This is a genomic window from Treponema sp. OMZ 799 (assembly GCF_024181365.1).
Lineage (GTDB): Bacteria > Spirochaetota > Spirochaetia > Treponematales > Treponemataceae > Treponema_B.
The window spans coordinates 1,759,188-1,781,866 of the sequence record NZ_CP051301.1; the positions used below are offsets into that span (position 1 = coordinate 1,759,188).

A 22,679-nucleotide genomic window follows, 5' to 3' on the forward strand; every position below is an offset into this window, starting at 1 on the left:
GCTATAATTCAAATAATGAGGAAATAGATATGAGTACGGCAAACAGAAAATATAAGGATTCAGTTTTTGTCGACCTTTTTGCAGAAGATGAAAACGCAAAAGAAAATTTTTTATCACTATATAATGCTTTGCATGATACTTCACTTACGGCTACCGAAAGGATGAAAAATATCAGACTTGATCAAGTTTTATATATGGCATTCTATAATGATGTATCTTATCTTGTAGATAACAAAATAATAGTTTTAGCAGAGCATCAATCAACTATCAACCCCAATATGCCTTTGCGTTGCCTTGAATATATCAGCAGACTTTATGAAACTATATTTGAATCGAAAGAAAAATACAGCCGTAAACTATTAAATATTCCGACGCCCGAGTTTTATGTTTTCTACAATGGAGAAGAACCTTTTCCATGTGACAAAATATTACAACTGTCTGAAGCTTTTACAGAAAAGATAAAAGAACCTAATCTTGAGTTGACCGTGAAGGTCATCAACATAAACCGGCAAAACCGTCATCCTGTATTGGAAAACTGCAAAACTATGTATGAGTATACCGTATTTGTAGACACCGTACGGAGGTGGAAAAAAGATGATTCTCAAAACGGCTTTCAAAAAGCCGTTGAAGAATGTATAGCAAATGATATTTTGCGTGATTATTTAAAACGCAAGACTAAGGAGGTGGTGAACATGTTACTAGCCGAATATAATTATGAAACCGATATAGCCGTGCAGCGTGCAGAAGAAAGGGAAATTGCTTTTGCTGACGGATCTTATCAAGCAAAACTTGAAACTGCACGGTTGTTAAAACAGCTGGGGGATTCAACTCAGAAAATTATACAAGTTACAGGCCTTTCCGCAATGGAAATAGAAAAACTTTAAAAAATGAGCAATATGGTAACAACTGAAGAAAAAAGAATTTTAGACCTTGAAAAAACTATTAAAAGGCATCAAGACCTTTATTATAATGCCCAGCCTGAAATTTCGGATGCGGAATTCGATGCTCTTTGGGATGAGTTAAGGGAACTGGATCCTCAAAATAAACTTTTTTTTACCGTTCCTGTAGAATCTACCGACGGTTTTCCAAAGTCCGAACACATTATTCCTATGGGAAGTCAGGAAAAGGCTGCCGATCCGCCTTCTTTTGAGGCCTGGGCCTTAAAGATGCCCTTTAAAGAATATATCGTCCAATATAAAATGGACGGAGCGAGTCTTGAGCTTCAATACGAAGAAGGCCGCTTTGTGCGCGCCGTTACCAGAGGCGACGGAAAAATCGGAGACGATATAACCGAAAATGTTCTTAAAATGAAGGGGCTGATAAAAGAAATTAAGGTAAAAGGCAGTTCCGGTGCCGATGGGGCTAAACCCTTTTCGGGAGGAATCAGGTGCGAGGTTATAATGCTCCGTTCCGTTCATCAAAAATACTTTAAGGATAAGGCTAATTGCCGAAATGCCGCAAACGGGCTTATGAAAAAAAAGACCGGGGAAATGTGCGAGCACCTAAACCTCTTTGCCTATGATGCCGTCCAAGGAAGCATAGGCCGCCCCTTTACGGGAGAAGCCCCCTTTAAAACCGAATCAGAAAAACTCCTCTGGCTTAAAGAAGCGGGCTTTAATTGTGTTGAAGTAAAATACTGTAAAAGCATCGATGAGGTAATAGAATATAGGGCCCATGTTATGGATATCCGTCCTTCCTTGGACTACGATATAGACGGCCTTGTAATAAAAAACGATACAATCGATCCCGATGACATGAAAAGAGCCCGGCCCGAAAAACAGATCGCCTTTAAGTTCAGCCTCGAAGAAGCGGTTACAGTCTTAAAAGAAATCGAATGGAGCGAGTCGGGGGCAACCTATACACCCATAGCCCTTATAGAGCCCGTGCGCCTTGCAGGCACTACCGTAAAAAGAGCAAGCCTTGCAAACCCCAATATAATCAAGGCCCTCAACCTGAAAACAGGAAGCCATGTAGTGGTAACCAAGAGGGGGGAGATAATCCCGAAAATAGAAGCCCTTGCAGAAAACCCTCCGGATGCTAAGGAGATAGAATATCCCGATACCTGCTCGGTTTGCGGCACCACTCTTACCAATGAGGGAACCCGGCTTTATTGCCCCAATATGAGCTGCCCTAAGCTTATTCATCACCGAATCGAAAAATGGATAAGCGTTCTCGATATAAGGGATTTCGGCATTACCCTTATAAGAAGGCTTTTTGAGATGGGGCGGGTAAATTCGATTACGGACCTATACACCCTCAGCGTTGAAGAATTGGCGGCTATCGACCGTATGGGAAAGCTCTCTGCCGAAAAGGTATATAAGGCTCTTCATTCCAAAAAAGAAATAAGTTTAACCAAATTTATTGCAGGCTTCGACATAGAAGGAATCGGCGAAGCCATGGTCGAAAAACTTGAAGAAGCAGGTTTTGATGATTTGGATAAACTTCTTAAAGCCTCAGAAGAAGATTTCGCAAATGTTTATCAGTTCGGGCAGGTACTATCCCGTACCTTGGTAACCAATCTTTCGATTTTAAAAGATGAGATGACAGGATTGGTTGATAAGGGCTTTATAAAAATTAAGCCCCCCCTTTCGGCCGAAGAGGGGGCCGTTTTAAAAGGAATGAGTTTTTGTTTTACAGGGGAGCTTAAGACGATGAAGAGGGCTCAAGCTGAGACCTTGGTAAAAGAGAAGGGCGGAACCGTAAAATCCTCCGTTGGAAAGGGCCTAAGTTATCTTGTAACCAATACCCCGGATTCAGGTTCATCTAAAAACAAAAAGGCCAAAGAATTGGGAACAGCCATCATAACTGAAGAGGCTTTTTTAAAACTTATTGGAAAGGTGTAATTTTGCCGTTAAAGAGAAAAAAAAGGTTTTTAATTATTTTTTTATCCGTTTCTCTCTTGTTTTTTTTTATCTTCGGATTGGCAGACTTTTATAATTATCAATTAGATTCCGTCAAACAAAAACTTTCCAAATTAAATTTAAGTATTTATAATACGGGCACGGTGATAAAAACATTCGGACAAAATACCGAAACGGTCAGTGCCGTTATTTCTTTTTTTACGCCTAAGGGAGATCTTATAAACAGTTACGAAAGGGCTTGGCATGGATGGGAGCTTAATCTTGAATGTATAGTTTTTACCTTTGAGTCAGGTTCGATTGTATTTCCTTACCGCCTTTTTTCGAATGAGTCAAAGTACGGCACAGGTGTAAAACTTTTTGATTATTATAACCGAAATGGGTATCCTGCAATTTACGATTATTCTTTTTTTTCAAAGGAAGAAAGAGAGCTTATAAAAAGCCTTTACGGATATGCAGTTTTTTCCCCCTACCTTTTAAAGGTTTTTTCTTATGCAAGGATAAAAACAGTAAATTTACGTAACTTTAAACCCGATACGGAATATCTTTTGTATGCCGGATCTGACGGAGAAATCAAATTTATAAAAGGAAGCCTCTAAAAAATCGGTTTTTAAAAGATATCCAAAAATTATCTAAAATTTTCATAAAACCTATTGACAAAATTCGGTATATCGAGTAAACTCGCTTTTGTTGTCTATGCCAACTTAGCTCAGCTGGTCCAGAGCACGTGATTTGTAATCTCGGGGTCTAGGGTTCGAATCCCTAAGTTGGCTTTTATGGGGAGTTTCCCGAGCGGTCAAAGGGGGCAGACTGTAAATCTGTTGGCTATGCCTTCCAAGGTCCGAATCCTTGACTCCCCATTTTTGGGATTGTTTTAAGTCTTTTGGTAAAAAGAGCTTGAAACAATCCCTTTTTTGTTTTATACTAGTGTCATGGATAATCAATTCTGGAAAAGTGGTTTAAATTTTTCATGCACAAGATGTTCGGCCTGCTGCCGATTTGATCCGGGATTTGTATTTTTGTCCGAACTTGATCTTTCGAGATTATTGGATTGGGCAGGTATGCCGAAAGATGAATTTATAAAAGTATATTGCCGATGGGTTTCTAAGGATGATGGTTTTGAGTACCTCTCTTTAAAAGAAAAACCCAATTATGACTGTATACTTTGGAACGATGGTTGTAAGGCTTATACTGCCAGACCCCGTCAATGCTCGGATTTTCCTTTTTGGAATTCGATTTTAAGTTCAAAGGATATGTGGGATCTAAATGCCCAATATTGCCCCGGCATGGGAAAGGGTGAATTTTATTCTGCCGAAAAGATTGAAAAGATTCTTACAAGGCGAAAAGCTGAGCCCTGTATTAAGCGTAGAGTAGATTAAAATTTAAAAAAGAATTTTTGGAGTATTTATGCTGGTAAAATTTTGGGGTGTTAGGGGGTCGCTTCCGGCTCCGCTTACGCCGGCACAAGTTCAAAGTAAGATTGCTGCTGTAGTCCAAAGAATAACTCTAAAAGACTTGGAAAGTCAGGATTCAAGGGAACGATTTTTAGCCTCTCTTCCTAAATGGCTCTTTGGTACTATAGGCTCCAATACCTCCTGTGTTGAGGTTGAAACCGATGACGGTGAGCACCTTATTTTTGATGCCGGAACAGGAATCAGGGAGTTAGGAATCGATTTAATGAAAAGGCCTGACTACGGAAAAAATACAACCTATCATTTATTTTTTTCACATTTTCATTGGGATCATATACAAGGTCTTCCTTTTTTTAATCCTGCCTATGACCCCCGAAATAAGATAATTGTTTACAGTACCCGAAAAAAAGCAAAAGAATTTTTAGAAGATCAAATGAAGTATCCGTATTTTCCTATCTCCATGTTAGGAGAAGACGGCTTCGGTGCTTCTTTTGAATTTAAATATATTGAGCCTGATCAAAAATATGTTGAAATAGGCGATACAAAGATAGGCTGGCATCGCGTACGCCATCCGGGAGGATGTACAGCCTATTCCGTAATTGAAAACGGGAAAAAAATAATTTATTCCACAGATACGGAACTTCGTCCGCGAGATTTTGAAAGAAACGAACAAAACGCCGAATTTTATACGGATGCCGAGATGCTTATAATTGATGCTCAGTACACTCTTACCGATTCAATCCAAAAAGAAGGGTGGGGGCACTCTACCTTTTCCGTTGCCATAGATTTTGCAGCCGGCTGGAATATAAAAAGCATTGCTCTTTTTCATCATGAGCCTACATATCAGGATAAAAAAGTTTTTTCGCTCAAACAAACAGCCGACTGGTATAGGGACTGTTCCCGTGCTCCCGATATTGAAATTTTTATTGCTCAAGAAGGCAGGTCTTTTTTAATATGATTGAAACCGAATCCGTATCATATTTATTTTCCGATAACGAATTAAAGCAGCTGGCCTTATACCTCAGAAAAAATGCCGATTCGCTACCGAGAGTTTTGGAGCCCTTATCAGATTTTGCAGAATCCTATGTGTATGGAAAGATGACCATAGGAGAAGCAGAGGCTTTTTTTGAACAAACCAGCTTATAAAAAAGGATTTCTTTATGAAAAATAAATCAAATATTATAACAATATTATTCTGTATAATCGGTCTTGTGATTGCCGGTTCTATATTTTTCGTTTTGTCTCTCAATAGGCCTCCCCTAGAATTTTCAGAGCCACTTGTCACGTTTAAGATAAGCCGGGGTACTGCTGCAAAAAAAGTTATAAGCGATTTAAAGAGTAAAAATCTTATACGCTCAGAGCTTTATGCCTATGCTTATCTTAGGTTTAAAAAGCTTAATTTAAAAGCCGGAACCTATCAAATAAAGCCCGAAATGACGACTCAGGATATCCTGCATAAGCTGACACAAGGTTCTCAGGCCCTTAAAAAACTTACAATCCCTGAGGGCTTAACCTTAAAAAAGACCGCTCAAGTTTTTGATAATGCAGGTCTTATAAAGGCCGAAGACTTTATTGCAATAACGGAAAACTCCGAATTTTTAGAAAAAAACGGAATTAAGGCAAAAACAGCCGAAGGTTTTTTATATCCCGATACCTATTTTTTTGGAGAAGAAGACAGCCCTGAGATGATGATAAAAATGATCATAAAAACTTTTTTTGAAAAAGCTTCATCTATTCCGAATTTTCCTAAAGAGTTTAACGAAATTTATAAAAAGGTAATTTTGGCCAGCATTATCGAGAGGGAATACCAACTTCCCGAAGAAGCTCCTATAATTTCAAGCGTTTTTACCAATAGGCTTAAAATAAACATGGGGCTTCAGTCATGCGCAACCGTTGAATACATAATTACCGAAATCAAAAATAAAAAACATCCAAAGCGTCTTTTTTATGAAGATTTGGAAATTCCTAGTCCTTATAATACCTATATTCATGAAGGTCTTCCTCCCGGTCCCATTTCAAATCCGGGATTTACGGCCTTAAATGCCGCTTGCAATCCTGCAAATACGGATTATTTTTATTTTAGACTTATAGATCCGGATACCGGAAAACATGTGTTTACAAAAACTATAAGTGAACACAATAAGGCCGGAGAAGGTCTTTTATTAAAAAAAGCGGCAGGACAATAAGGTTAAATTTAGGTACTTATAGAATAAAATTATCATTTATGATATAATGATTCCTGTTCGGAGGAATTTGTTTTGAAAATTGGAGTTGATGCATTCGGATGTGATCACGGCCGCTCAGGCATAGGCTCTTATATACTGTCTCTTGTAAAGAATCTGCCTAAAAATGATTACGAATTCGAGCTTTTCGGTCCCGAACTTGATAAGTATACATATACATCCGATATAGATTATGTTTCTTTTACCGGTATAGATATTTCCGATACAAAATTTTCGGAAAAAATTTGGCATTTTAAAAATTTAAACTCTTTTATAAAAAAGCAAAGATACGATGCCGTCATTTATCCTGCAGGGGTAGATCTATTACCTCCTAGTTTTACGGTGCCGTCTATTTTGGTTATTCAAGGTCTTTTATCTGCGGATCTTGGACCTATTGCAAAAATGGGCTTAAAACGCACACTTAAAAATGCCTCAGGCCTTATAAGTCCTACAAAATATATTCAAAACGATTTGGCTCAATTCGGAGTTAAGTCTTCCGATATAAAAGTAATATATAACGGCATTGACGGGTCTCTTTTTAAACCTATTACAAATGATGAAGACAGGGTTTTAATACAGCCCTTTGCAATTCAACGACCTTATATAATTTATGCCTCCCGTATGACTCATGCCGAAAAATGCCATGTAGAATTGATAAAGGCCTTTGCATTATTTAAAAAACAAACAGGTTCTCCTCATCGCCTTGTTATTGCGGGCTCTGACGGGGATAATTCCGAGGCTGTTCATAATGCTGTAATACAATCAGGTTTTTCTTCGGATATTTTACTCACAGGTTATTTTCCTCATGAAAGTCTTCCTCCTCTTTATTCATCGGCAGACCTTTGTGTCTTTCCTTCGATGATAGAAGGAGTCGGCTTACCCGTTATTGAGGCCATGGCATGCGGTGTTCCGGTTGCTTGTGCAAGGGCCGGAGCCCTTCCCGAAATTGCCGGAGATTCAGCCCTGTTTTTTAATTCAAAAAAACCGGAGGAGATTGCAGAAGCTATTTCTTCTTTAATAGATTGCGATAAAAATGCCGTAAAACGAAAAGAAATGATAGACAAGGGTTTTGAGTGGGTAAAACAATATAATTGGGAGACTACAGCACATCAAACTATCGAATACATAGATTCTCTGTTAAAAAAATAAAATAAAAAATATATTGAAAAATATACCGTAAAATGATATAATCTTCTATCTATCGCGAGGATTTTATGAAAGAATTTTTAAATTACAATACGGTAAGAGATAACGGACTTATTCTTGCAAGAAAGATGTATGATGAGGGATATGTTCCCGATGTTATTTATGCTTCCATGAGAGGCGGTGCTTATCTGGCAAATGTGATAAGCGAATTTTTTAAAATAGCCTATAAAAATGAAAAAAAGATTTTGTATTCAACAGTTGTCGCACACTCTTATTCCGGAGTTCATAATAACTCGGAAGTTATATTAGACGGTTGGACTCTTCATCCAAGCAAACTCCCTGCCAATGCTTCAGTTTTATTGGTAGACGATATTTTCGATTCCGGTGCTACAATAAATTATCTTGTAGATGAGTTAATTAAACAAGGATTAAAAAGAGAGAATATAAAAATTGCCGTCCATGACTATAAATATTTTCATGATAAAAAAGAACAATATGAGCATCATCCGGATTATTGGTGCAGAAAGCATGATATTTATACCGAAAAAGATAACTTATGGATTCACTATATGAGCCATGAATTGGTAGGGCTTTCAGGTGCAGAACTTGAAGAAAATTATTATTCAAAAAATCCGGCTTTAAGAGATGTTTTTAAAGGAATAATAAATTGAAAAAAGTTAAGATTTATAGCATTTTTAAAATAGGCTTCATTATAGCAGCTTTTAGCTTGTTTGCTTTAGATTTAAATTGCTATGAATTGGATGAGCTTGAAATAAAACAATACTATAAAAAAGACGGGGTCAATCTTGACATAAAATATCCCGAAAGTAAGGGAAATGATGCTTTTTATCGGGCTTTTAATCCCCTCACTAATCTATATGCAAGCGGTAAACTAAAAAAAGGAGAAAGGCCTTTTTTTAATTTTGGAACAGAGCTTTGTGTTTGGGTACAAAACTCGTCAGGCAAAATGAGCAGGCCTTCTCATTTGATTATTGGGCCGCTGGAAGAAAAAAAACTTTTAAATATTTTAAGTCCTAAGGAAGGTAATTGGAATGAGATCCAAAAACTTATAATTGTGTCTCCTCCTAAGACACAAATTATATATTCCGTTGACGGAAGTGATCCCTTGGACTTCGGCCTTTTATATACAGGACCTATAAACCTTGAAAAAGAAGGAAAAATAGAGCTTAGAATAAAGGCCGTAACCGAATCGGGTGATATTACGGAGAAGATAATAAACTATGAAGTATCCCCCTCAGGACTTCCCTCTCCTAAAATACCTAAGCCGTCCTTTAATGAAGACTATTTTGATAAAGGTTTTGAGTACAATATTTTAAATTGGTATTTTTTGGAATTTAACTCCGATATGCCGGTTTATTACTTGATAAAAAAAACGGAAGAAGCAATCCCTGAGGCTTCTCAGCTTTTGAATATCTATGACGGACCTGTTTTTATTGATAGAACCCAAGATTCTATATTATACTGGGTAAAAGCAAAGGACGAAAATGTAAATAAGATCTTTTTACCTAAAAAACCTGTTTTATCCTCAGTTCCCAAAACAGCTGTAAATAGAAATATTGAACTTCAATTTGATGATGAGCGTTATACTTATTTTTTTGAAACAGGTGACGGCCATACTTATATTTATCCGGATAAACATTCTCCTCGATTTAAAAAAGACGGTTCCCATGTTTTTGATTTAGGAATAAAAGAAGAACGCTTTTTTGATGTTAAAATAAGAGCTTTCTATGGAGAGCTCTTTCATGGCGAGTTTCAGACCTCTTTTACTATAGACAAGCTGCCGCCTGAACGTCCTGAAGTGTCCTTTACCCCGCCTGTATCGCCTACAAATTCGGATGTAAAAATAAAAATTAAATCGGTTTCGGATGAGACGGTAGTTGAAATAGAACCTCCTATTTTTACCTCTCCCTCAAAAGACGAGATTGTTTTAACCGGCTCTGTAGGTGAAAAAACCGTTTACTCAGTAAACATTTACAATAAGGATGAAGCCGGCAATAAGAGTGCAAATATCAAAAAAGAGTTCATAATAGATAAAAATGCCGTATATGTAGATTATAATTATAAGATTAAAAATTCCGACGGAAATCCTTCAAAGCCTTTTTCTACTATTTATGAGGCAGTGGATTATATAAATAAGGCATCTCTATCACAAAAAAATAAGGTAAGCGGCGAAAAATGGAAGATATATGTAAGAGGGGATTGTATTTTAAATGAAGCTGTGCTTGTTACAAGAAATATAAAAATTACCTCTGCAGGTCAAAAACCTTCAATTCATTTTTCTAAAAATTCGGGTTTTGTTGTAATAGGTGCTAATTTTGAAATTGAAAACTGCAATATTTTTAGAAGGGAAAGAACTGAGGAGCCGCGTGAGGTCCCGATAATTTATGCCGATAAGGCAAGTATAAAACTCAATAATGTAAGTCTTCAAGCCTTTGAAGGCGGGCCTGTTTTAAGTTCTTTTTATTCTCATTTGGATATATCCGATACTAAGGTAATTTCGGAACAGACAAAGCACTGCCTCATATTTAGCATAAATAATTCTTCGGCCGTTTTTCAAAATATAGATTTTACAGGAACAGGATTTTCGGTTGCAGCAATTTCCGCCGGTAATTCGATTATTGAGCTTGATAATCTAAAAGCCTCACTTAGTCCGAACTTTACTGCGAGATTTTTGGAAGCTTGGAATTCCGAAATAGCTTTAGGAAGGCTTAATCTTATCCGTTTACCTGAAGCGGCACAAAATAAGGATACTGCTGTTTGGTATAATAAAAATTCAAAAATGGATATTAAAGATAAGCCCATTGTCAGAGGTTTTTCAAAATCAATTGAAAGAGAACCTTAATGTTATGCGGTATAGATGAGGCAGGAAGAGGCCCTCTTGCAGGCCCCGTTACGGCCGCAGCCGTTATCCTTCCAACCGGTTTTGATATTTCAATTTTAAAGGACTCAAAAAAATTGACAGAAAAAAAAAGAGATGAAGTGCGTAAAATCCTGTATGCCGACTCCAATGTTATTTGGGCTATCGGCTGGGCATCCAATTACGAAATAGATGAAAAAAATATTTTACAGGCAACTTTTTTGGCTATGGAAAGGGCTTATCAAGGTCTTTATTTAAGACTTCAAGAAGTATGTAAATTAAATAATACTAAATTTGCAGAACCGGATATTATTGTTGACGGTAACGCAATCCCGAATATTAAAAATTGTTCTTCGATAAAGGCTCTGGTAAAAGCTGATGATTCCGTTTATGAGGTTATGGCAGCTTCCATCTTAGCAAAGACCGCAAGGGACAGAATGATGATGCGGTACTCTTGGCTTTATCCCGAATATGGATATGAAAAACACAAGGGCTATGGTACTAAAACACACATGGAAGCAATTAGAAGTAACGGTCCAAGTCCTATTCAAAGGAAGTCCTTTTCTCTTAAAAAAATATAACGCTCTTGTATTATTTATAAAAAAATGTTAATCTGTTCGTAGTTATTACAATAAAAAAAGTGTATGAGGAGTGTAAATTGAATCCTTTTGATATTATGAAAAATGCAAAAGAAATCCAGGAGAAAATTGCTAATCTTAAAGCCGATTTAGATCAAGAAGTTGTAGAAGGTGTATCGGGCGGAGGTCTTGTAAAAATCCGTTTAAGGGGCAGTTTTGAAGTTGAATCCATATTCCTCGATCCTATCGCTGTAGATAATCGTGATGTCCCTATGCTTCAGGATTTAATTAGGGCTGCTCATAATGATGCCGTAGCAAAATTAAAAGAACTATTACAAAACAAACTGGGCCCCCTTGCAAATCTTGCCGGCGGTTTACCTTTTTAAAAATGGGGATTAAGTTTGATGAATGCTATTGATGCCGTTATAGATTCATTTTCCAGGCTTCCCGGTATCGGACATAAGAGTGCGGCCCGTATCGCTTATCATCTTTTAAAACAAGGTCCCGCAGATGCCTTTCGCTTGGCAGAAGCCGTTTCAAGCTTACACGAAAAGATTCACCCTTGTAAGGTATGCGGTTCTTATACCGAAGATGAGCTTTGCTCTATTTGTGCAGACGAAACAAGGGATAGAAGTCTTATCTGTGTAGTAGGCTTTCCTCAAGATGTAAATACAATTTCTTCAATTCCCGAATACAGAGGTTTGTTTCATGTTTTGGGAGGTCTCATAGCCCCCCTTGAAGGTGTAGGCCCCGACCAATTACATATAAGCGAGCTTATAAGACGTATTCATGAAGGCAAAATAACCGAGGTTATTCTTGCAACAAACCCTACAATCGAGGGCGATACTACAGCCCTATATATTCAAAAAATATTACAGGACCTGCCTGTTAATATAACAAGGCTTGCCTCAGGCTTACCTGTCGGAGGAGATTTGGAATATGCCGACCGCTTAACACTTGCAAGAAGTTTAAACGGCCGAATTAAATTTTAAAGGAGTAAAAAATGAATGAATCCACAATGCAGAGATTGCGCTACCATTACGAACCGAAAATCCCAAAAGTATTTGCGGAACCTTTGAGTTTGATTAAGCCTGAAAAAGGAGAGGCTACACATGCACAATCTGACCAGGCGGAATTAAAAGAAATCTTTCCCAATACTTACGGAATGCCCATTATCAGATTTGTAAAAGGAGAATCCGAAGTAGAACACAAGCCTTTAAAATTCGGGGTAATTCTTTCAGGAGGACAGGCTCCGGGAGGACACAACGTAATTTCGGGATTGTTTGATGCCTTAAAAAAAGGAAATCCAAATTCCAAGCTTTACGGATTTTTAAGCGGCCCCGAAGGTTTGGTAAAGGGGAGATATGTTGAAATCAAAAAAGCCTTAATAGATAAGTATCGAAATACAGGCGGCTTTGATATAATCGGCTCAGGAAGAACGAAGATTGAAACTGAAGAGCAGGTTGAAAGCTCAATCCAAAACGTAAAAAAATTAAAGCTGGATGCCCTTATAATAATCGGAGGAGACGATTCAAATACAAACGCAGCTTTTTTGGCAAAATACTTTATTCAGGCAAAATTAAATACAAAGGTTATAGGTGTTCCAAAAACAATAGACGGAGACTTAAAAAACCAATATATCGAAACCTCCTTCGGGTTTGACACTGCAACAAAACTTTATTCGGAACTTATTGGAAACATCTGCCGAGACGTAAATTCCGCACGAAAGTATTGGCATTTTATAAAGCTCATGGGCCGCTCTGCAAGTCATATAGCCCTTGAATGTGCCCTAAAAACCCAGCCTAATGTTTGTTTAATCGGTGAGGAGTTGGCAGAAAAAAAAGTTACCTTAAAGCAGGTTACGGATTACATTGTAGATATAATTGTAAAAAGATCCAAAAAGGGAGAAAACTTCGGGGTTGTTTTAGTTCCGGAAGGAATTATAGAATTTATCCCTGAAATGGATGAATTGATTGAAGAGATAAACGATCTTATGGCCGGAAAAACTTCAGCCTTTTCAAAGATAAAGACCTTTGCAGGAAAAAAATCTTGGCTGCAAAAACACCTGTCCAAAAAATCCTTTACACTTTTTGACAGCCTCCCTGAAAACATTTCTTTACAGCTTTTAATGGACCGCGATCCTCACGGAAACGTTCAAGTTTCCCGTATTGAAACGGAAAAGCTTTTGATAGACTTGGTAGGACGCAAATTAGCCGAAATGAAAAAAGAAGGGACTTATAACGGAAAATTCAGTACCTATGCTCACTTTTTCGGCTATGAAGGACGCTCGGCCTTTCCTTCAAACTTCGATTCGGATTATTGTTATACCTTGGGCTTTACAGCCTTCTTATTGGCCTTAAACGGTTTTTCAGGCTATATATCTTCGGTTAGAAATTTGACCGATGATGTAGAGCATTGGCTTCCATGCGGCATTCCTCTTTCAATGATGATGAATTTGGAAAGGAGAAAGGGGAAGATAGTACCTGTTATAAAAAAATCCGTAGTCGACCTAAAGGGTAAACCTTTTAAAACCTATGAAAAAAATAGGGATAAGTGGGCTATTGAAACGGTTTATAGATTTCCGGGAGCTATTCAATATTTCGGAGATCTCGAGGTTTGCGATATACCTACTAAAACCCTCTTACTTGAAAAAGGAAATTTAAAAGAAAAGAGAAAAAAAGGTAAAAAAAATATATAAAACAAAACTGCTTAACTTGACAAACAAAAACTGCGGTGGTAGAATTACTTTATATGCACATAGGAGGTGTATTAATGAAGAAATTTTTTGGTATTCTTATTTTGATGATGGTGTTATCATCTTTCATCATTTCTTGCGGAGGAGGAGAGGCTGCCGATATTAGATCTCAGACTCTAATTGTCGCTATGTCCAGTGATGCCATAACAATGGATCCGAGTGCACAAAACGATTCATATTCTGCAAATGCAATGATGCAGATGTATGAAGGCCTTATAGCCATTACTCCCGATAATGAGGTTGTTCCTGCCCTGGCCGAAAAGTACGATATTTCTGCCGACGGAATGGAATATACCTTCTATTTGAGGAAGGGTGTAAAATTCCATAATGGAGAAGAGCTTAAAGCCTCTGATGTCGTATTCAGCTATTTAAGAGCTTTTGCTTCACCTGCTGTAGCTCATATCTTTTCCGATATTGATCCAGATACCCTTAAAGCTGTTGATGACTATACTGTAAAATTTAGAATGAAGGCTCCCTATGCAGGTATTTTAACAGCCTTGTGCCACTCATCTGCTCACATAGTAAATAAAAAAGCTGTTGAAGCAGCAGGCGATCAATATGCACGAAAGCCCATAGGAACCGGCCCTTATAAATTTGTAAGTCATACAAAATCGGACAAAATAAAATTTGAAAGATATGAAGAATATCAAGGTAAAAAGCCCTATTACAAGTACCTCGAATTCCGAATTATCCCGGAACCCACTAACCGAATTATCGAGCTTGAATCAGGCGGAGCCGATATCGTATATGATGTTTCTCCCAACGATTTGGACCGATTCAAGGGCAATAATGAAATTAAACTTATCAGAAGCTTTGACTATCTAACTCAGTACATGGGAATGAACTGCGGTAAGCCGCCTCTTGATGATGTCAGAGTTAGACAGGCTGTTGCATGTGCCATTGATACCGATCAAATAGTAAAGGCTGTTTGGAAGGGCTTAGGCCGCACTGCATCAGGCCCCTATGCTCCGGCTATCCGCTATTCGATTGCAAACAAATTAAAGCCGATTCCCAGGGATGTAGAAAAGGCTAAAAAGCTTTTAAAAGAAGCCGGATATGAAAACGGATTAAAAATTCGTCTTTCAACAAATGAAAGAAAAGAACGAATCGATATGGCCGTTATCATGAAAGAACAGTTTAAGGATGTAGGTATCGATCTTTCTATCGAAGTTCTTGAATGGTCAAAATACATTGAAATGTTGGAAAAAGGCGAGCAGCAGTTATTCGAAATCGGCTGGTCTTCTGATACACCGGATCCCGATATGGTTGTTTATCCTTGTTTCCATTCAATTTCAAGAGGCCCGGGCGGAAACTATGTTTTCTTAAGCGATCCTGAACTTGACGAGCTTATCATTAAAGGCCGCCGAGTTTTAGACGGTCCCGAAAGAGCTAAGGTTTACGAACAGATTCAAGAAAGAATTATGTATTTAACACCTGCAGTATTCCAATACAACGGAGAGCAGGCTGCCGGAATAAGAAGCAATATTACAGGTTTACGTTTATCTCCATTAGGACATCACTTCTTGGGAAATATCAAACCTGCCGGTAAATAACTAAAATAAGCCGGATCCTGTTTTACAAGGGTCCGGCCTTTCTTGTTTTTATTAATTTTTCTTTCAAGTGCTTCAGTGAGGATGTAGTATGCTTAAATACATAATAAGGCGAATTCTTTTATTGATACCCGTAATGTTCGGTGTATCGGTGATAGTGTTTTCGCTTTTATATTTTACACCTGGCGATCCTGTTCGAAATAAATTAGGAACAAATGCATCGCCTGAGGAGGTTTTAAAGCTCAGAGAAAAAATGGGCTTAAACGATCCCTTTTTGGTCCAATTTGGACGCTATTTAAAAAATATTGTTTTTCGAGGAAGTTTAGGAGATTCTTATATTACCGAGCAGCCTGTAGTTTTGGAGATAGGTTCCCGTGTAGGATCTACCATAAGGCTTGCAGTTTCTTCAACCATAGTTGCAATTTGTCTCGGAATACCCTTAGGGATTATATCTGCAATAAAACAATATTCGGTTTTTGATCATATCACAATGGTTTTTGCCTTAATAGGCTTATCGATGCCTGTTTTTTGGCTTGGACTTTTGATGATTCTTTTATTTTCGGTAAAATTAGGCTGGTTTCCCTCGTCCGGCTTTTCAGGCTTTAAGCATATGGTCTTGCCTGCTTTGGCTCTGGGTGCTCAATCCGTTGCAGTTTTAACACGAATGACACGCTCAAGTATGCTTGAAACAATCCGTCAAGATTATATAAGAACAGCCAGGGCAAAGGGACAAAAAGAAAAAATTGTTGTTTTCAAGCATGCCCTCGGCAATTCTCTTATACCTGTAATTACTGTAGTAGGTATCCAATTCGGCCAGCTCATGGGCGGTGCAGTTATGACCGAAATTATCTTTTCTATTCCCGGAATAGGACGGCTCATGATCGACTCCATTAAATTGCGTGATGCTCCTGTAGTTTTAGGATGCGTTTTATTTGTTGCAGTAACATTTGCCATTGTTAATTTAATTGTCGATATACTTTATACCTATGTCGATCCGAGAATTAAAACTCAATATACATAGGAGACCGGCAAGATGAAAACAATAAAAGACAGAAAAAAACTAAACGGCTTTAGAGGCGTTTTTCATAGAATGAGTAAAAATAAGCTTGCAATGCTGGGCTTGTTTATAATTATAGTTTTGGTATTAATGGCTGTGTTTGCAGACTTTGTAGCCCCCTATACATTTGACGGCACTGATCTGGATAATCAATTTGCAGGCCCTAGTGCTGCCCATCCTTTCGGACAGGACGAGTTCGGCCGCGACATTTTAAGCCGTGTTATTTACGGTGCAAGAATTTCGTTAAAGGTAGGTTTTATATCCGTAGGTATAGCCTTGATTGTGGGTTCTTTTATCGGGGCCGTTACAGGCTACTTCGGAGGAAGAGTCGATACAACCTTAATGCGCTTTATAGATGTTTTGCAGGCTATTCCGGATATCCTTCTTGCGATAGCCATAGTTGCTTCTTTAGGCCCCGGCCTTGGGAATTTGATGATTGCAGTAGGTATTGCAGGAATTCCCGGCTATGCAAAAATAGTCCGTTCGGCGGTTATGTCCATAGTAGATATGGAATTTATCGAAGCGGCTAGGGCAGGGGGCTCTTCAGATTTTAGAATTATCTTCAAACACATAATTCCCAACTGTATGGCGCCCATAATTGTTCAAGCAACCTTGGGTGTTGCCTATGCAATATTGAATGCAGCGGGTTTAAGTTTTATAGGTCTCGGCCTTGAGCCTCCGACTCCCGAATGGGGAGCCATGCTTTCGGGAGGAAGAGCTTATATAAGAAGCTACTCTCATCTAACCTTATTCCCCGGACTCGCCATCGTTATTACAATCTTTGCCCTCAACGTTTTGGGTGACGGTTTGCGCGATGCTCTTGATCCAAAATTAAAACGATAAGGACGGCTTTTTATGGAAGAATTATTAAACATTGAAGATTTAAGTATTTACTATATAACCGAAGCAGGGGAAACAAAAGCCGTAAACAATTTAAACTTAAAACTGGGAAAGGGTGAAACCCTTGGCTTTGTAGGCGAAACGGGAGCGGGAAAAACCACTACAGCCTTAGGAATTATGAGGCTTGTACCGAATCCTCCGGGAAAAATAGTCAGCGGCAAAATTTCTTTTGACGGGGAAGATATTTTAAGCAAAACCGAAAAAGAAATGCAGGAAATACGCGGAAATAAAATTTCGATGATATTTCAAGATCCGATGACCTCCTTAAACCCTGTTATGACCGTAGGCGAGCAGATTGCCGAAGTTTTAGCCCTTCATCAAAACTTAAAAAAAGAAGAACTAAAAGAAAAAACGGCTCAAATGCTTGAAACTGTAGGTATAAAAAGGGAAAGAATCAACGATTATCCGCACCAGTTTTCCGGCGGAATGAAGCAGAGGGTTGTAATTGCCATGGCCCTTGCCTGTAATCCCATGTTAATCATTGCAGATGAGCCTACAACAGCCTTGGATGTTACAATTCAGGCTCAGGTTTTGGAACTTATGATTGAGCTTCAAAATAAGTACAATACCTCGATGATTATGATAACCCACGATTTGGGAATTGTTGCCGAAATTTGCGACCATGTTGCAATTATGTATGCAGGTTCGGTTATCGAATACGGTACTGTCGAAAAACTTTACACTGATCCGAAACATCCTTATACAAAGGGCTTGTTTGCTTCAATTCCGACACTGGATGCCGATGAAGAAAGCTTACATGTTATCAAGGGGGCTCCGCCTAACCCTGTAGACCTTCCTACAGGCTGTAAATTTCATCCGAGATGCGAGTTTGCAACCGAAAGGTGTAAATGTGAAGTTCCTAAGATGATCGATTTGGATGATTCCCACTGCGTTTCATGCTTTTTATTTGACAAAGGGGGTGAAAAATGAGCGGTACGATTCTTGAAGTTAAAAACTTAAAAAAATATTTTACCACAAAAAAAGGCCTCCTTCATGCTGTAGACGATATAAGTTTCAGCATAAACAAGGGTGAAACTCTCGGCCTTGTAGGTGAGTCCGGCTGCGGAAAATCTACGGCAGGCAGGGCAATTTTAAGATTGCATGAACCTACAGCAGGCGAGGTAATATTTGAAGGGAATAATACCCTTGAATATAAGAGCCGCAAGGATAAGAGAATGATGCGGCAGGATATGCAGATTGTTTTTCAGGATCCTTATTCTTCTTTAAATCCTCGATTAAACACCTTTGAGCTCATTGCAGACTACCTTTACGTAAACAAGGCCTATAAAACAAAGGCCGAAGTACAAAAAAGGGTAAAAGAGGTTATGAGTATTGTAGGATTGGAAGAACGTCTTGAAGACTCCTACCCTCATGAATTGGACGGCGGAAGAAGGCAGCGCATCGGTATTGCCCGGGCCCTTTCCCTAAAGCCCAAATTCATAGTTATGGACGAGCCGGTTTCTGCCTTGGATGTAAGTATTCAGGCGCAAATCTTGAACCTCTTAGCCGAGCTTCAAAAAGAATTCGGCCTTACTTATCTTTTTATATCCCACAATTTGAGTGTAGTTAAACACATAAGCGACAGGATCGCCGTTATGTATTTGGGAAAAATAGTCGAAATAACCGATTATAAATCGATATTTTCAAACCCTATCCATCCATATACAAAGGCCTTGCTTTCTGCAATTCCTATTCCGAAATACGGTTTAAAGAGGGAAAGAATAATTCTCCCCGGAGATGTTCCAAGTCCCATCGATCCGCCTAAGGGCTGCGTATTTTGCGGAAGATGTGCACACAAGATGCCCATCTGTTCCGAAGTCCGCCCTGATCTTGAAGACAGAGGAAACGGCCACTTTGTAGCCTGTCATTTAAAATAAGGCTTAGTTTTAATAAAAAAGCACCGGTTTTTTAATCGGTGCTTTTTTTGACAAATAAAATTTTTAATCGCTTTTTGCTTAAATAAAAAAGTTTATTTAAAAAACATTCCTATAAAAGCTTCTTTTTCTATGTTTCCGAAGTAGGGTGTTAAATCGACATCCGATAATTTTTGGGTTAAAACACTTTCAGAATACTCGCAGCCGTTTAAAAGCTCTTCAATATCTGCCTTATCGGCCGTACCGAAAAAGTCCCCGTGAATTTTTAAAGAATTTATTTTCATTTTTTCGACATTAAAAAATACTTCGATACTGCCTATAGGAAACCTCTCATAGTAAGAATATTCGGCCTTGGGAGAGGCTCCATAGTTCCATTCTTTGCGGGAAAACCTTTCTTCATAAATCTTCATCACGCCTTTAAGCTCTTCTTCCGAAAGCTTATATTCTACAGGCTCTTGATTTTCAACTTCAAAGATTGCTTTTAAAAGTTCATCCTTAAATTGGTCTACGGTAATATCCCGTTTTAAATAGGGCTTTATGTTTGTAACCCTTGAGCGGACGCTCTTTACACCCTTCGATTCAAGTTTTTCTTTTCTGACTGTGAGAGCCTTGGAAAGGGCTTCCATTTCAACATTAAAAAGAATGGAGCCGTCGCTTAAAACTCGTCCCTGCCATACGGATTGGGAGGCTCCTATACATTTTTGTCCGTCAATCGTAACATCATTTCTTCCTGAAAGTTCTGCATCAACTCCGATTTTTTTTAGAGCGTTTACAATCGGAATATAATATTTTTTAAAATCGATCTTTTCGTTTCCCTTTGTTTTTGTAACAAAAGAAAAGTTTATATTTTGGAGGTCTTGATATATGGCTCCTCCGCCCGTAATGCGCCTGACTACTTTTATACCGTTTTCATTTATATATTTTTCGTTTATTTCCTGATAGGTGTTTTGATTTTTACCTAAAAGAATAGTGGGGCTGTTACTCCATAAAAAAACATATTCCTCATCTTCCAAAGGAAGGTTTCTAAAGCAGTACTCTTCAAAGGCCATATTATATTCGGGGTCATGCGAATTGTTAACTATGTATTTCATGAAAAAATATTATACTAAAAAACAAATTTTATGCAAGAGTATCTAAAAAAAAAGCTTTTTAACTTTTTTTCGTCCCTCCTAGACCTTTTTATTGTTTTAACATATAATTGTTTTAACATATAGAAAAAATAATTTTTAAGGCGTAGTTATGAATTGTACTCAAAGAAAACCGGATTGGTTAAAAATAAAACTTCCCACTGGAGAACTTTCACACGAAGTATCGAACACGATTAAACTGCATAAATTAAACACAATATGTACCAGCGGCAAATGCCCTAATCAGGGAGAATGTTGGAGGTGCGGAACTGCAACCTTTATGATTTGCGGGAATATCTGTACTCGTGCATGTAAATTTTGTAATGTACCGACCGGTCTTCCCTTACCCCTAAACCCTAATGAGCCTATGGAAATAGCTCAATCTGTTGAGGCCTTAAAATTAAAACATGTAGTTTTAACTTCGGTGGATCGGGACGATATAAAAGATTTTGGTGCTTCTCATTGGGTAAAGGTTATAAAAGCCGTAAAAGAAAGAACTCCTAATGTCACGATGGAAGTTTTAATCCCCGATTTTCAAGGCCATGAAGATTTGGTATCGATGATTATCGAAGCAAAACCTGAAGTTATTTCTCATAATCTTGAAACGGTACGCAGGCTTTCTCCCCATGTCAGGAGCAGAGCTACGTATGACACCTCTCTCAAAGTTTTAAAACAAATTGCCGATTCCGGCTTGGTATGCAAATCCGGTATTATGTTGGGCCTTGGCGAAACAAGGGATGAGATTTTAGAAACCATGGACGATTTACGCAAAATAAATTGTAAGGTAATGACCATTGGCCAATACCTAAGACCCTCTGTAAAAAATATTGAGGTTAAAGAATATGTAAGGCCTGAGGTCTTTGAAGAATATAAACAAATAGGCTTGCAAAAAGGCTTTTCCTTTGTGGAAAGCGGACCCCTTGTGCGTTCCAGCTATCACGCTGAAAGGCATGTACTGAGCTGATATGACTTACTTTTTTGAAACATACGGCTGTCAGATGAATCAGGCTGAATCCTCCTCTATGGAACAGGTCTTGCTTGAAAAGGGTTGGACAGCTGCATCCGATGCCGAACACTGCGATTTACTTATAATAAACACCTGTTCCGTGCGTATAACTGCCGAAAACAGAGTTCTAGGAAGATTAGGACATTTTTCGGGTTTGAAAAAAAAGAGAAAATTTTTTGTGCTTTTGATCGGCTGTATGGCGGAAAGACTTTATACCGAAATACAGGAAGAATTTCCCCTTATCGATTACGTTGTAGGAATGTTTGAGCGGCACCTGCTGCCGCAAATTTTTGATGAAATTGAGGCTCGATTCAAAGATTCAGGTTATATGGCTGAATTTACAAACAACAATATCGAAGAAAAACCTGCATCCGGTTATTATTTTGCTCCTCTTTCCCATTCTCCTAAATCTTTTCAAAGCTATGTGCCCATTATGAACGGCTGCAATAATTTTTGCACCTATTGTATCGTGCCCTATGTTCGGGGCAGGGAGGTTTCGCGTCCTGTAAATGAGATCTTGCAGGAAATTACTGAACTTTCATCAAGGGGGGTGAGGGAAATTACCTTGCTCGGTCAAAACGTAAACTCATACAAAGGGGTAGACGGGGAGGGCAGGTTGATAAATTTTCCGGAGCTTTTACGCCTTATAGCAAGGGAAGCCGACACAACCGATATGATAAGATGGATACGCTTTATGTCGAGCCATCCTAAGGATATGTCCGATGCTTTAATAGATACAATCGCTGCCGAAAAAAGACTTTGCAAACTTGTTCATCTTCCGGTTCAGCACGGCTCCGATGCAATTTTAAAAAAAATGAACAGGATTTACACTATAGAACACTATAAAAACAGAATAAAACGTCTAAAAGAAACCATTCCCGACATAGCCTTGAGTACGGATATTTTGATGGGCTTCCCCGGAGAGACTGAAGATGATGTAAAGGCTACATTGGATTTGATGCAGGAAATAGAATTCGATTCGGCCTTTATGTATCATTATAATCCGCGTGAAGGAACAAGAGCCTTTAATTATCCTGACAGAATTCCTGAAGAAATAAAAATAGAAAGGCTCGGACGTGTCATCGACTTACAATTAAAAATTACGGCAAAAAAAATGAAGGCTAAGCTCGGTAAAAAGATAGATATCTTGGTTGAATCCCATTCGAGGAATGACAACTCTGAGCTTTTCGGACATACCGAACAAGGGGAAATGACCGTAATCCAAGACAATCCGCCTGAAAGCTTAATAGGGAATTTTGCCCATGCAGAGTTAAAAGAACTAAAGGGTAAAACTTTTAGGGCAAACCTTATATAAT

The 22,679-nt window shown here is 38.3% G+C and carries 22 protein-coding genes and 2 tRNA genes; 23 read left to right on the forward strand and 1 reads right to left on the reverse strand.

The genetic code is table 11. From position 1 onward, the window contains the following. Positions 1 to 29 precede the first annotated feature (29 nt). From E4O04_RS07980 to E4O04_RS08080, 21 genes are all read left to right on the forward strand, one after another. The gene (locus tag E4O04_RS07980; protein ID WP_253707222.1) at positions 30 to 884 is read left to right on the forward strand and encodes an RpnC/YadD family protein; all 855 of its coding nucleotides are present in this window, start codon (positions 30 to 32) and stop codon (positions 882 to 884) included. Between the two features lie 12 nt (positions 885 to 896). Beyond that, positions 897 to 2,843 carry an NAD-dependent DNA ligase LigA gene (gene ligA, locus E4O04_RS07985; RefSeq protein ID WP_253707224.1) on the forward strand — a complete coding sequence of 649 codons (1,947 nt, stop codon included), beginning with the start codon at positions 897 to 899 and terminating at the stop codon, positions 2,841 to 2,843. 2 nt (positions 2,844 to 2,845) lie between these two features. Beyond that, positions 2,846 to 3,457, forward strand: a complete 612-nt coding sequence (locus E4O04_RS07990) for a hypothetical protein (protein ID WP_253687867.1) — start codon at positions 2,846 to 2,848, stop codon at positions 3,455 to 3,457. A 99-nt stretch (positions 3,458 to 3,556) separates the two neighbouring features. After that, positions 3,557 to 3,631, forward strand: a tRNA-Thr gene (locus E4O04_RS07995). Positions 3,632 to 3,636: 5 nt separating this feature from the next. Then, positions 3,637 to 3,718 (forward strand) — tRNA-Tyr (locus E4O04_RS08000). 72 nt (positions 3,719 to 3,790) lie between these two features. Next, on the forward strand, positions 3,791 to 4,237 hold the full coding sequence (locus E4O04_RS08005; protein ID WP_253687866.1) for a YkgJ family cysteine cluster protein: 447 nt from the start codon (positions 3,791 to 3,793) through the stop codon (positions 4,235 to 4,237). Between the two features lie 28 nt (positions 4,238 to 4,265). Continuing rightward, a complete protein-coding gene (locus E4O04_RS08010; protein ID WP_253687865.1) occupies positions 4,266 to 5,228 on the forward strand; it encodes an MBL fold metallo-hydrolase in 963 nt (320 codons plus the stop codon). Then, positions 5,225 to 5,416, forward strand: a complete 192-nt coding sequence (locus tag E4O04_RS08015; RefSeq protein WP_253687863.1) for a hypothetical protein — start codon at positions 5,225 to 5,227, stop codon at positions 5,414 to 5,416. The genes E4O04_RS08010 and E4O04_RS08015 overlap by 4 nt, the downstream gene beginning before the upstream one ends. A 14-nt stretch (positions 5,417 to 5,430) precedes the next feature. Further along, entirely contained in the window at positions 5,431 to 6,456 is a 1,026-nt protein-coding gene (mltG, locus tag E4O04_RS08020; protein WP_253687862.1) for an endolytic transglycosylase MltG, read from the forward strand. A gap of 72 nt (positions 6,457 to 6,528) precedes the next feature. Beyond that, entirely contained in the window at positions 6,529 to 7,641 is a 1,113-nt protein-coding gene (locus E4O04_RS08025) for a glycosyltransferase family 4 protein (RefSeq protein ID WP_253687861.1), read from the forward strand. 65 nt (positions 7,642 to 7,706) lie between these two features. Further along, positions 7,707 to 8,309, forward strand: coding sequence for a phosphoribosyltransferase (locus E4O04_RS08030; RefSeq protein WP_253687859.1), 603 nt, complete (start codon positions 7,707 to 7,709; stop codon positions 8,307 to 8,309). Then, positions 8,306 to 10,501 (forward strand): chitobiase/beta-hexosaminidase C-terminal domain-containing protein, encoded by a 2,196-nt coding sequence (locus E4O04_RS08035; RefSeq protein ID WP_253707226.1) that lies wholly within the window; start codon positions 8,306 to 8,308, stop codon positions 10,499 to 10,501. The genes E4O04_RS08030 and E4O04_RS08035 overlap by 4 nt, the downstream gene beginning before the upstream one ends. Then, positions 10,501 to 11,097, forward strand: a complete 597-nt coding sequence (locus tag E4O04_RS08040) for a ribonuclease HII (protein WP_253707228.1) — start codon at positions 10,501 to 10,503, stop codon at positions 11,095 to 11,097. Before E4O04_RS08035 ends, E4O04_RS08040 begins: the two co-directional genes overlap by 1 nt. A gap of 77 nt (positions 11,098 to 11,174) precedes the next feature. Next, positions 11,175 to 11,480, forward strand: a complete 306-nt coding sequence (locus E4O04_RS08045; protein ID WP_253687853.1) for a YbaB/EbfC family nucleoid-associated protein — start codon at positions 11,175 to 11,177, stop codon at positions 11,478 to 11,480. Positions 11,481 to 11,498: 18 nt separating this feature from the next. Continuing rightward, on the forward strand, positions 11,499 to 12,086 hold the full coding sequence (gene recR / locus E4O04_RS08050; RefSeq protein ID WP_253710827.1) for a recombination mediator RecR: 588 nt from the start codon (positions 11,499 to 11,501) through the stop codon (positions 12,084 to 12,086). An 11-nt stretch (positions 12,087 to 12,097) separates the two neighbouring features. After that, on the forward strand, positions 12,098 to 13,792 hold the full coding sequence (locus E4O04_RS08055) for a diphosphate--fructose-6-phosphate 1-phosphotransferase (RefSeq protein WP_253687852.1): 1,695 nt from the start codon (positions 12,098 to 12,100) through the stop codon (positions 13,790 to 13,792). 74 nt (positions 13,793 to 13,866) lie between these two features. Continuing rightward, positions 13,867 to 15,402: an ABC transporter substrate-binding protein gene (locus E4O04_RS08060; protein WP_253687850.1), complete on the forward strand. Its 1,536-nt coding sequence runs from the start codon at positions 13,867 to 13,869 to the stop codon at positions 15,400 to 15,402. Between the two features lie 88 nt (positions 15,403 to 15,490). Beyond that, positions 15,491 to 16,420 (forward strand): nickel ABC transporter permease, encoded by a 930-nt coding sequence (gene nikB, locus E4O04_RS08065; RefSeq protein ID WP_253687848.1) that lies wholly within the window; start codon positions 15,491 to 15,493, stop codon positions 16,418 to 16,420. A 12-nt stretch (positions 16,421 to 16,432) separates the two neighbouring features. Then, positions 16,433 to 17,299 (forward strand): ABC transporter permease, encoded by an 867-nt coding sequence (locus tag E4O04_RS08070; RefSeq protein ID WP_253687847.1) that lies wholly within the window; start codon positions 16,433 to 16,435, stop codon positions 17,297 to 17,299. 12 nt (positions 17,300 to 17,311) lie between these two features. After that, a complete protein-coding gene (locus E4O04_RS08075; protein WP_253687846.1) occupies positions 17,312 to 18,286 on the forward strand; it encodes an ABC transporter ATP-binding protein in 975 nt (324 codons plus the stop codon). Further along, positions 18,283 to 19,233, forward strand: coding sequence for an ABC transporter ATP-binding protein (locus E4O04_RS08080; RefSeq protein ID WP_253707230.1), 951 nt, complete (start codon positions 18,283 to 18,285; stop codon positions 19,231 to 19,233). Before E4O04_RS08075 ends, E4O04_RS08080 begins: the two co-directional genes overlap by 4 nt. 92 nt (positions 19,234 to 19,325) lie before the next feature. Here E4O04_RS08080 and E4O04_RS08085 read toward each other — a convergent pair whose 3' ends face one another. Further along, on the reverse strand, positions 19,326 to 20,321 hold the full coding sequence (locus E4O04_RS08085; protein WP_253707232.1) for a lipoate--protein ligase: 996 nt from the start codon (positions 20,319 to 20,321) through the stop codon (positions 19,326 to 19,328). Positions 20,322 to 20,469: 148 nt separating this feature from the next. Between E4O04_RS08085 and lipA the strand changes: the two genes are divergently transcribed. Together lipA and miaB are read left to right on the forward strand one after the other, a co-directional pair. After that, positions 20,470 to 21,321: a lipoyl synthase gene (lipA, locus tag E4O04_RS08090; RefSeq protein WP_253707234.1), complete on the forward strand. Its 852-nt coding sequence runs from the start codon at positions 20,470 to 20,472 to the stop codon at positions 21,319 to 21,321. Between the two features lies 1 nt (position 21,322). Next, on the forward strand, positions 21,323 to 22,678 hold the full coding sequence (gene miaB / locus E4O04_RS08095) for a tRNA (N6-isopentenyl adenosine(37)-C2)-methylthiotransferase MiaB (RefSeq protein ID WP_253707235.1): 1,356 nt from the start codon (positions 21,323 to 21,325) through the stop codon (positions 22,676 to 22,678). The last annotated feature ends 1 nt before the right edge of the window (position 22,679 follow it).

Bases quoted from the DNA above. Each gene is read 5' to 3' on its own strand.
- E4O04_RS07980 (WP_253707222.1), top strand. From the start codon at position 30: ATGAGTACGGCAAACAGAAAATATAAGGATTCAGTTTTTGTCGACCTT.
- ligA (WP_253707224.1), top strand. From the start codon at position 897: ATGGTAACAACTGAAGAAAAAAGAATTTTAGACCTTGAAAAAACTATT.
- E4O04_RS08005 (WP_253687866.1), top strand. From the start codon at position 3,791: ATGGATAATCAATTCTGGAAAAGTGGTTTAAATTTTTCATGCACAAGA.
- E4O04_RS08010 (WP_253687865.1), top strand. From the start codon at position 4,266: ATGCTGGTAAAATTTTGGGGTGTTAGGGGGTCGCTTCCGGCTCCGCTT.
- E4O04_RS08015 (WP_253687863.1), top strand. From the start codon at position 5,225: ATGATTGAAACCGAATCCGTATCATATTTATTTTCCGATAACGAATTA.
- mltG (WP_253687862.1), top strand. From the start codon at position 5,431: ATGAAAAATAAATCAAATATTATAACAATATTATTCTGTATAATCGGT.
- E4O04_RS08030 (WP_253687859.1), top strand. From the start codon at position 7,707: ATGAAAGAATTTTTAAATTACAATACGGTAAGAGATAACGGACTTATT.
- E4O04_RS08040 (WP_253707228.1), top strand. From the start codon at position 10,501: ATGTTATGCGGTATAGATGAGGCAGGAAGAGGCCCTCTTGCAGGCCCC.
- recR (WP_253710827.1), top strand. From the start codon at position 11,499: ATGAATGCTATTGATGCCGTTATAGATTCATTTTCCAGGCTTCCCGGT.
- E4O04_RS08055 (WP_253687852.1), top strand. From the start codon at position 12,098: ATGAATGAATCCACAATGCAGAGATTGCGCTACCATTACGAACCGAAA.
- E4O04_RS08060 (WP_253687850.1), top strand. From the start codon at position 13,867: ATGAAGAAATTTTTTGGTATTCTTATTTTGATGATGGTGTTATCATCT.
- nikB (WP_253687848.1), top strand. From the start codon at position 15,491: ATGCTTAAATACATAATAAGGCGAATTCTTTTATTGATACCCGTAATG.
- E4O04_RS08070 (WP_253687847.1), top strand. From the start codon at position 16,433: ATGAAAACAATAAAAGACAGAAAAAAACTAAACGGCTTTAGAGGCGTT.
- E4O04_RS08075 (WP_253687846.1), top strand. From the start codon at position 17,312: ATGGAAGAATTATTAAACATTGAAGATTTAAGTATTTACTATATAACC.
- E4O04_RS08080 (WP_253707230.1), top strand. From the start codon at position 18,283: ATGAGCGGTACGATTCTTGAAGTTAAAAACTTAAAAAAATATTTTACC.
- E4O04_RS08085 (WP_253707232.1), bottom strand. From the start codon at position 20,321: ATGAAATACATAGTTAACAATTCGCATGACCCCGAATATAATATGGCC.
- lipA (WP_253707234.1), top strand. From the start codon at position 20,470: ATGAATTGTACTCAAAGAAAACCGGATTGGTTAAAAATAAAACTTCCC.
- miaB (WP_253707235.1), top strand. From the start codon at position 21,323: ATGACTTACTTTTTTGAAACATACGGCTGTCAGATGAATCAGGCTGAA.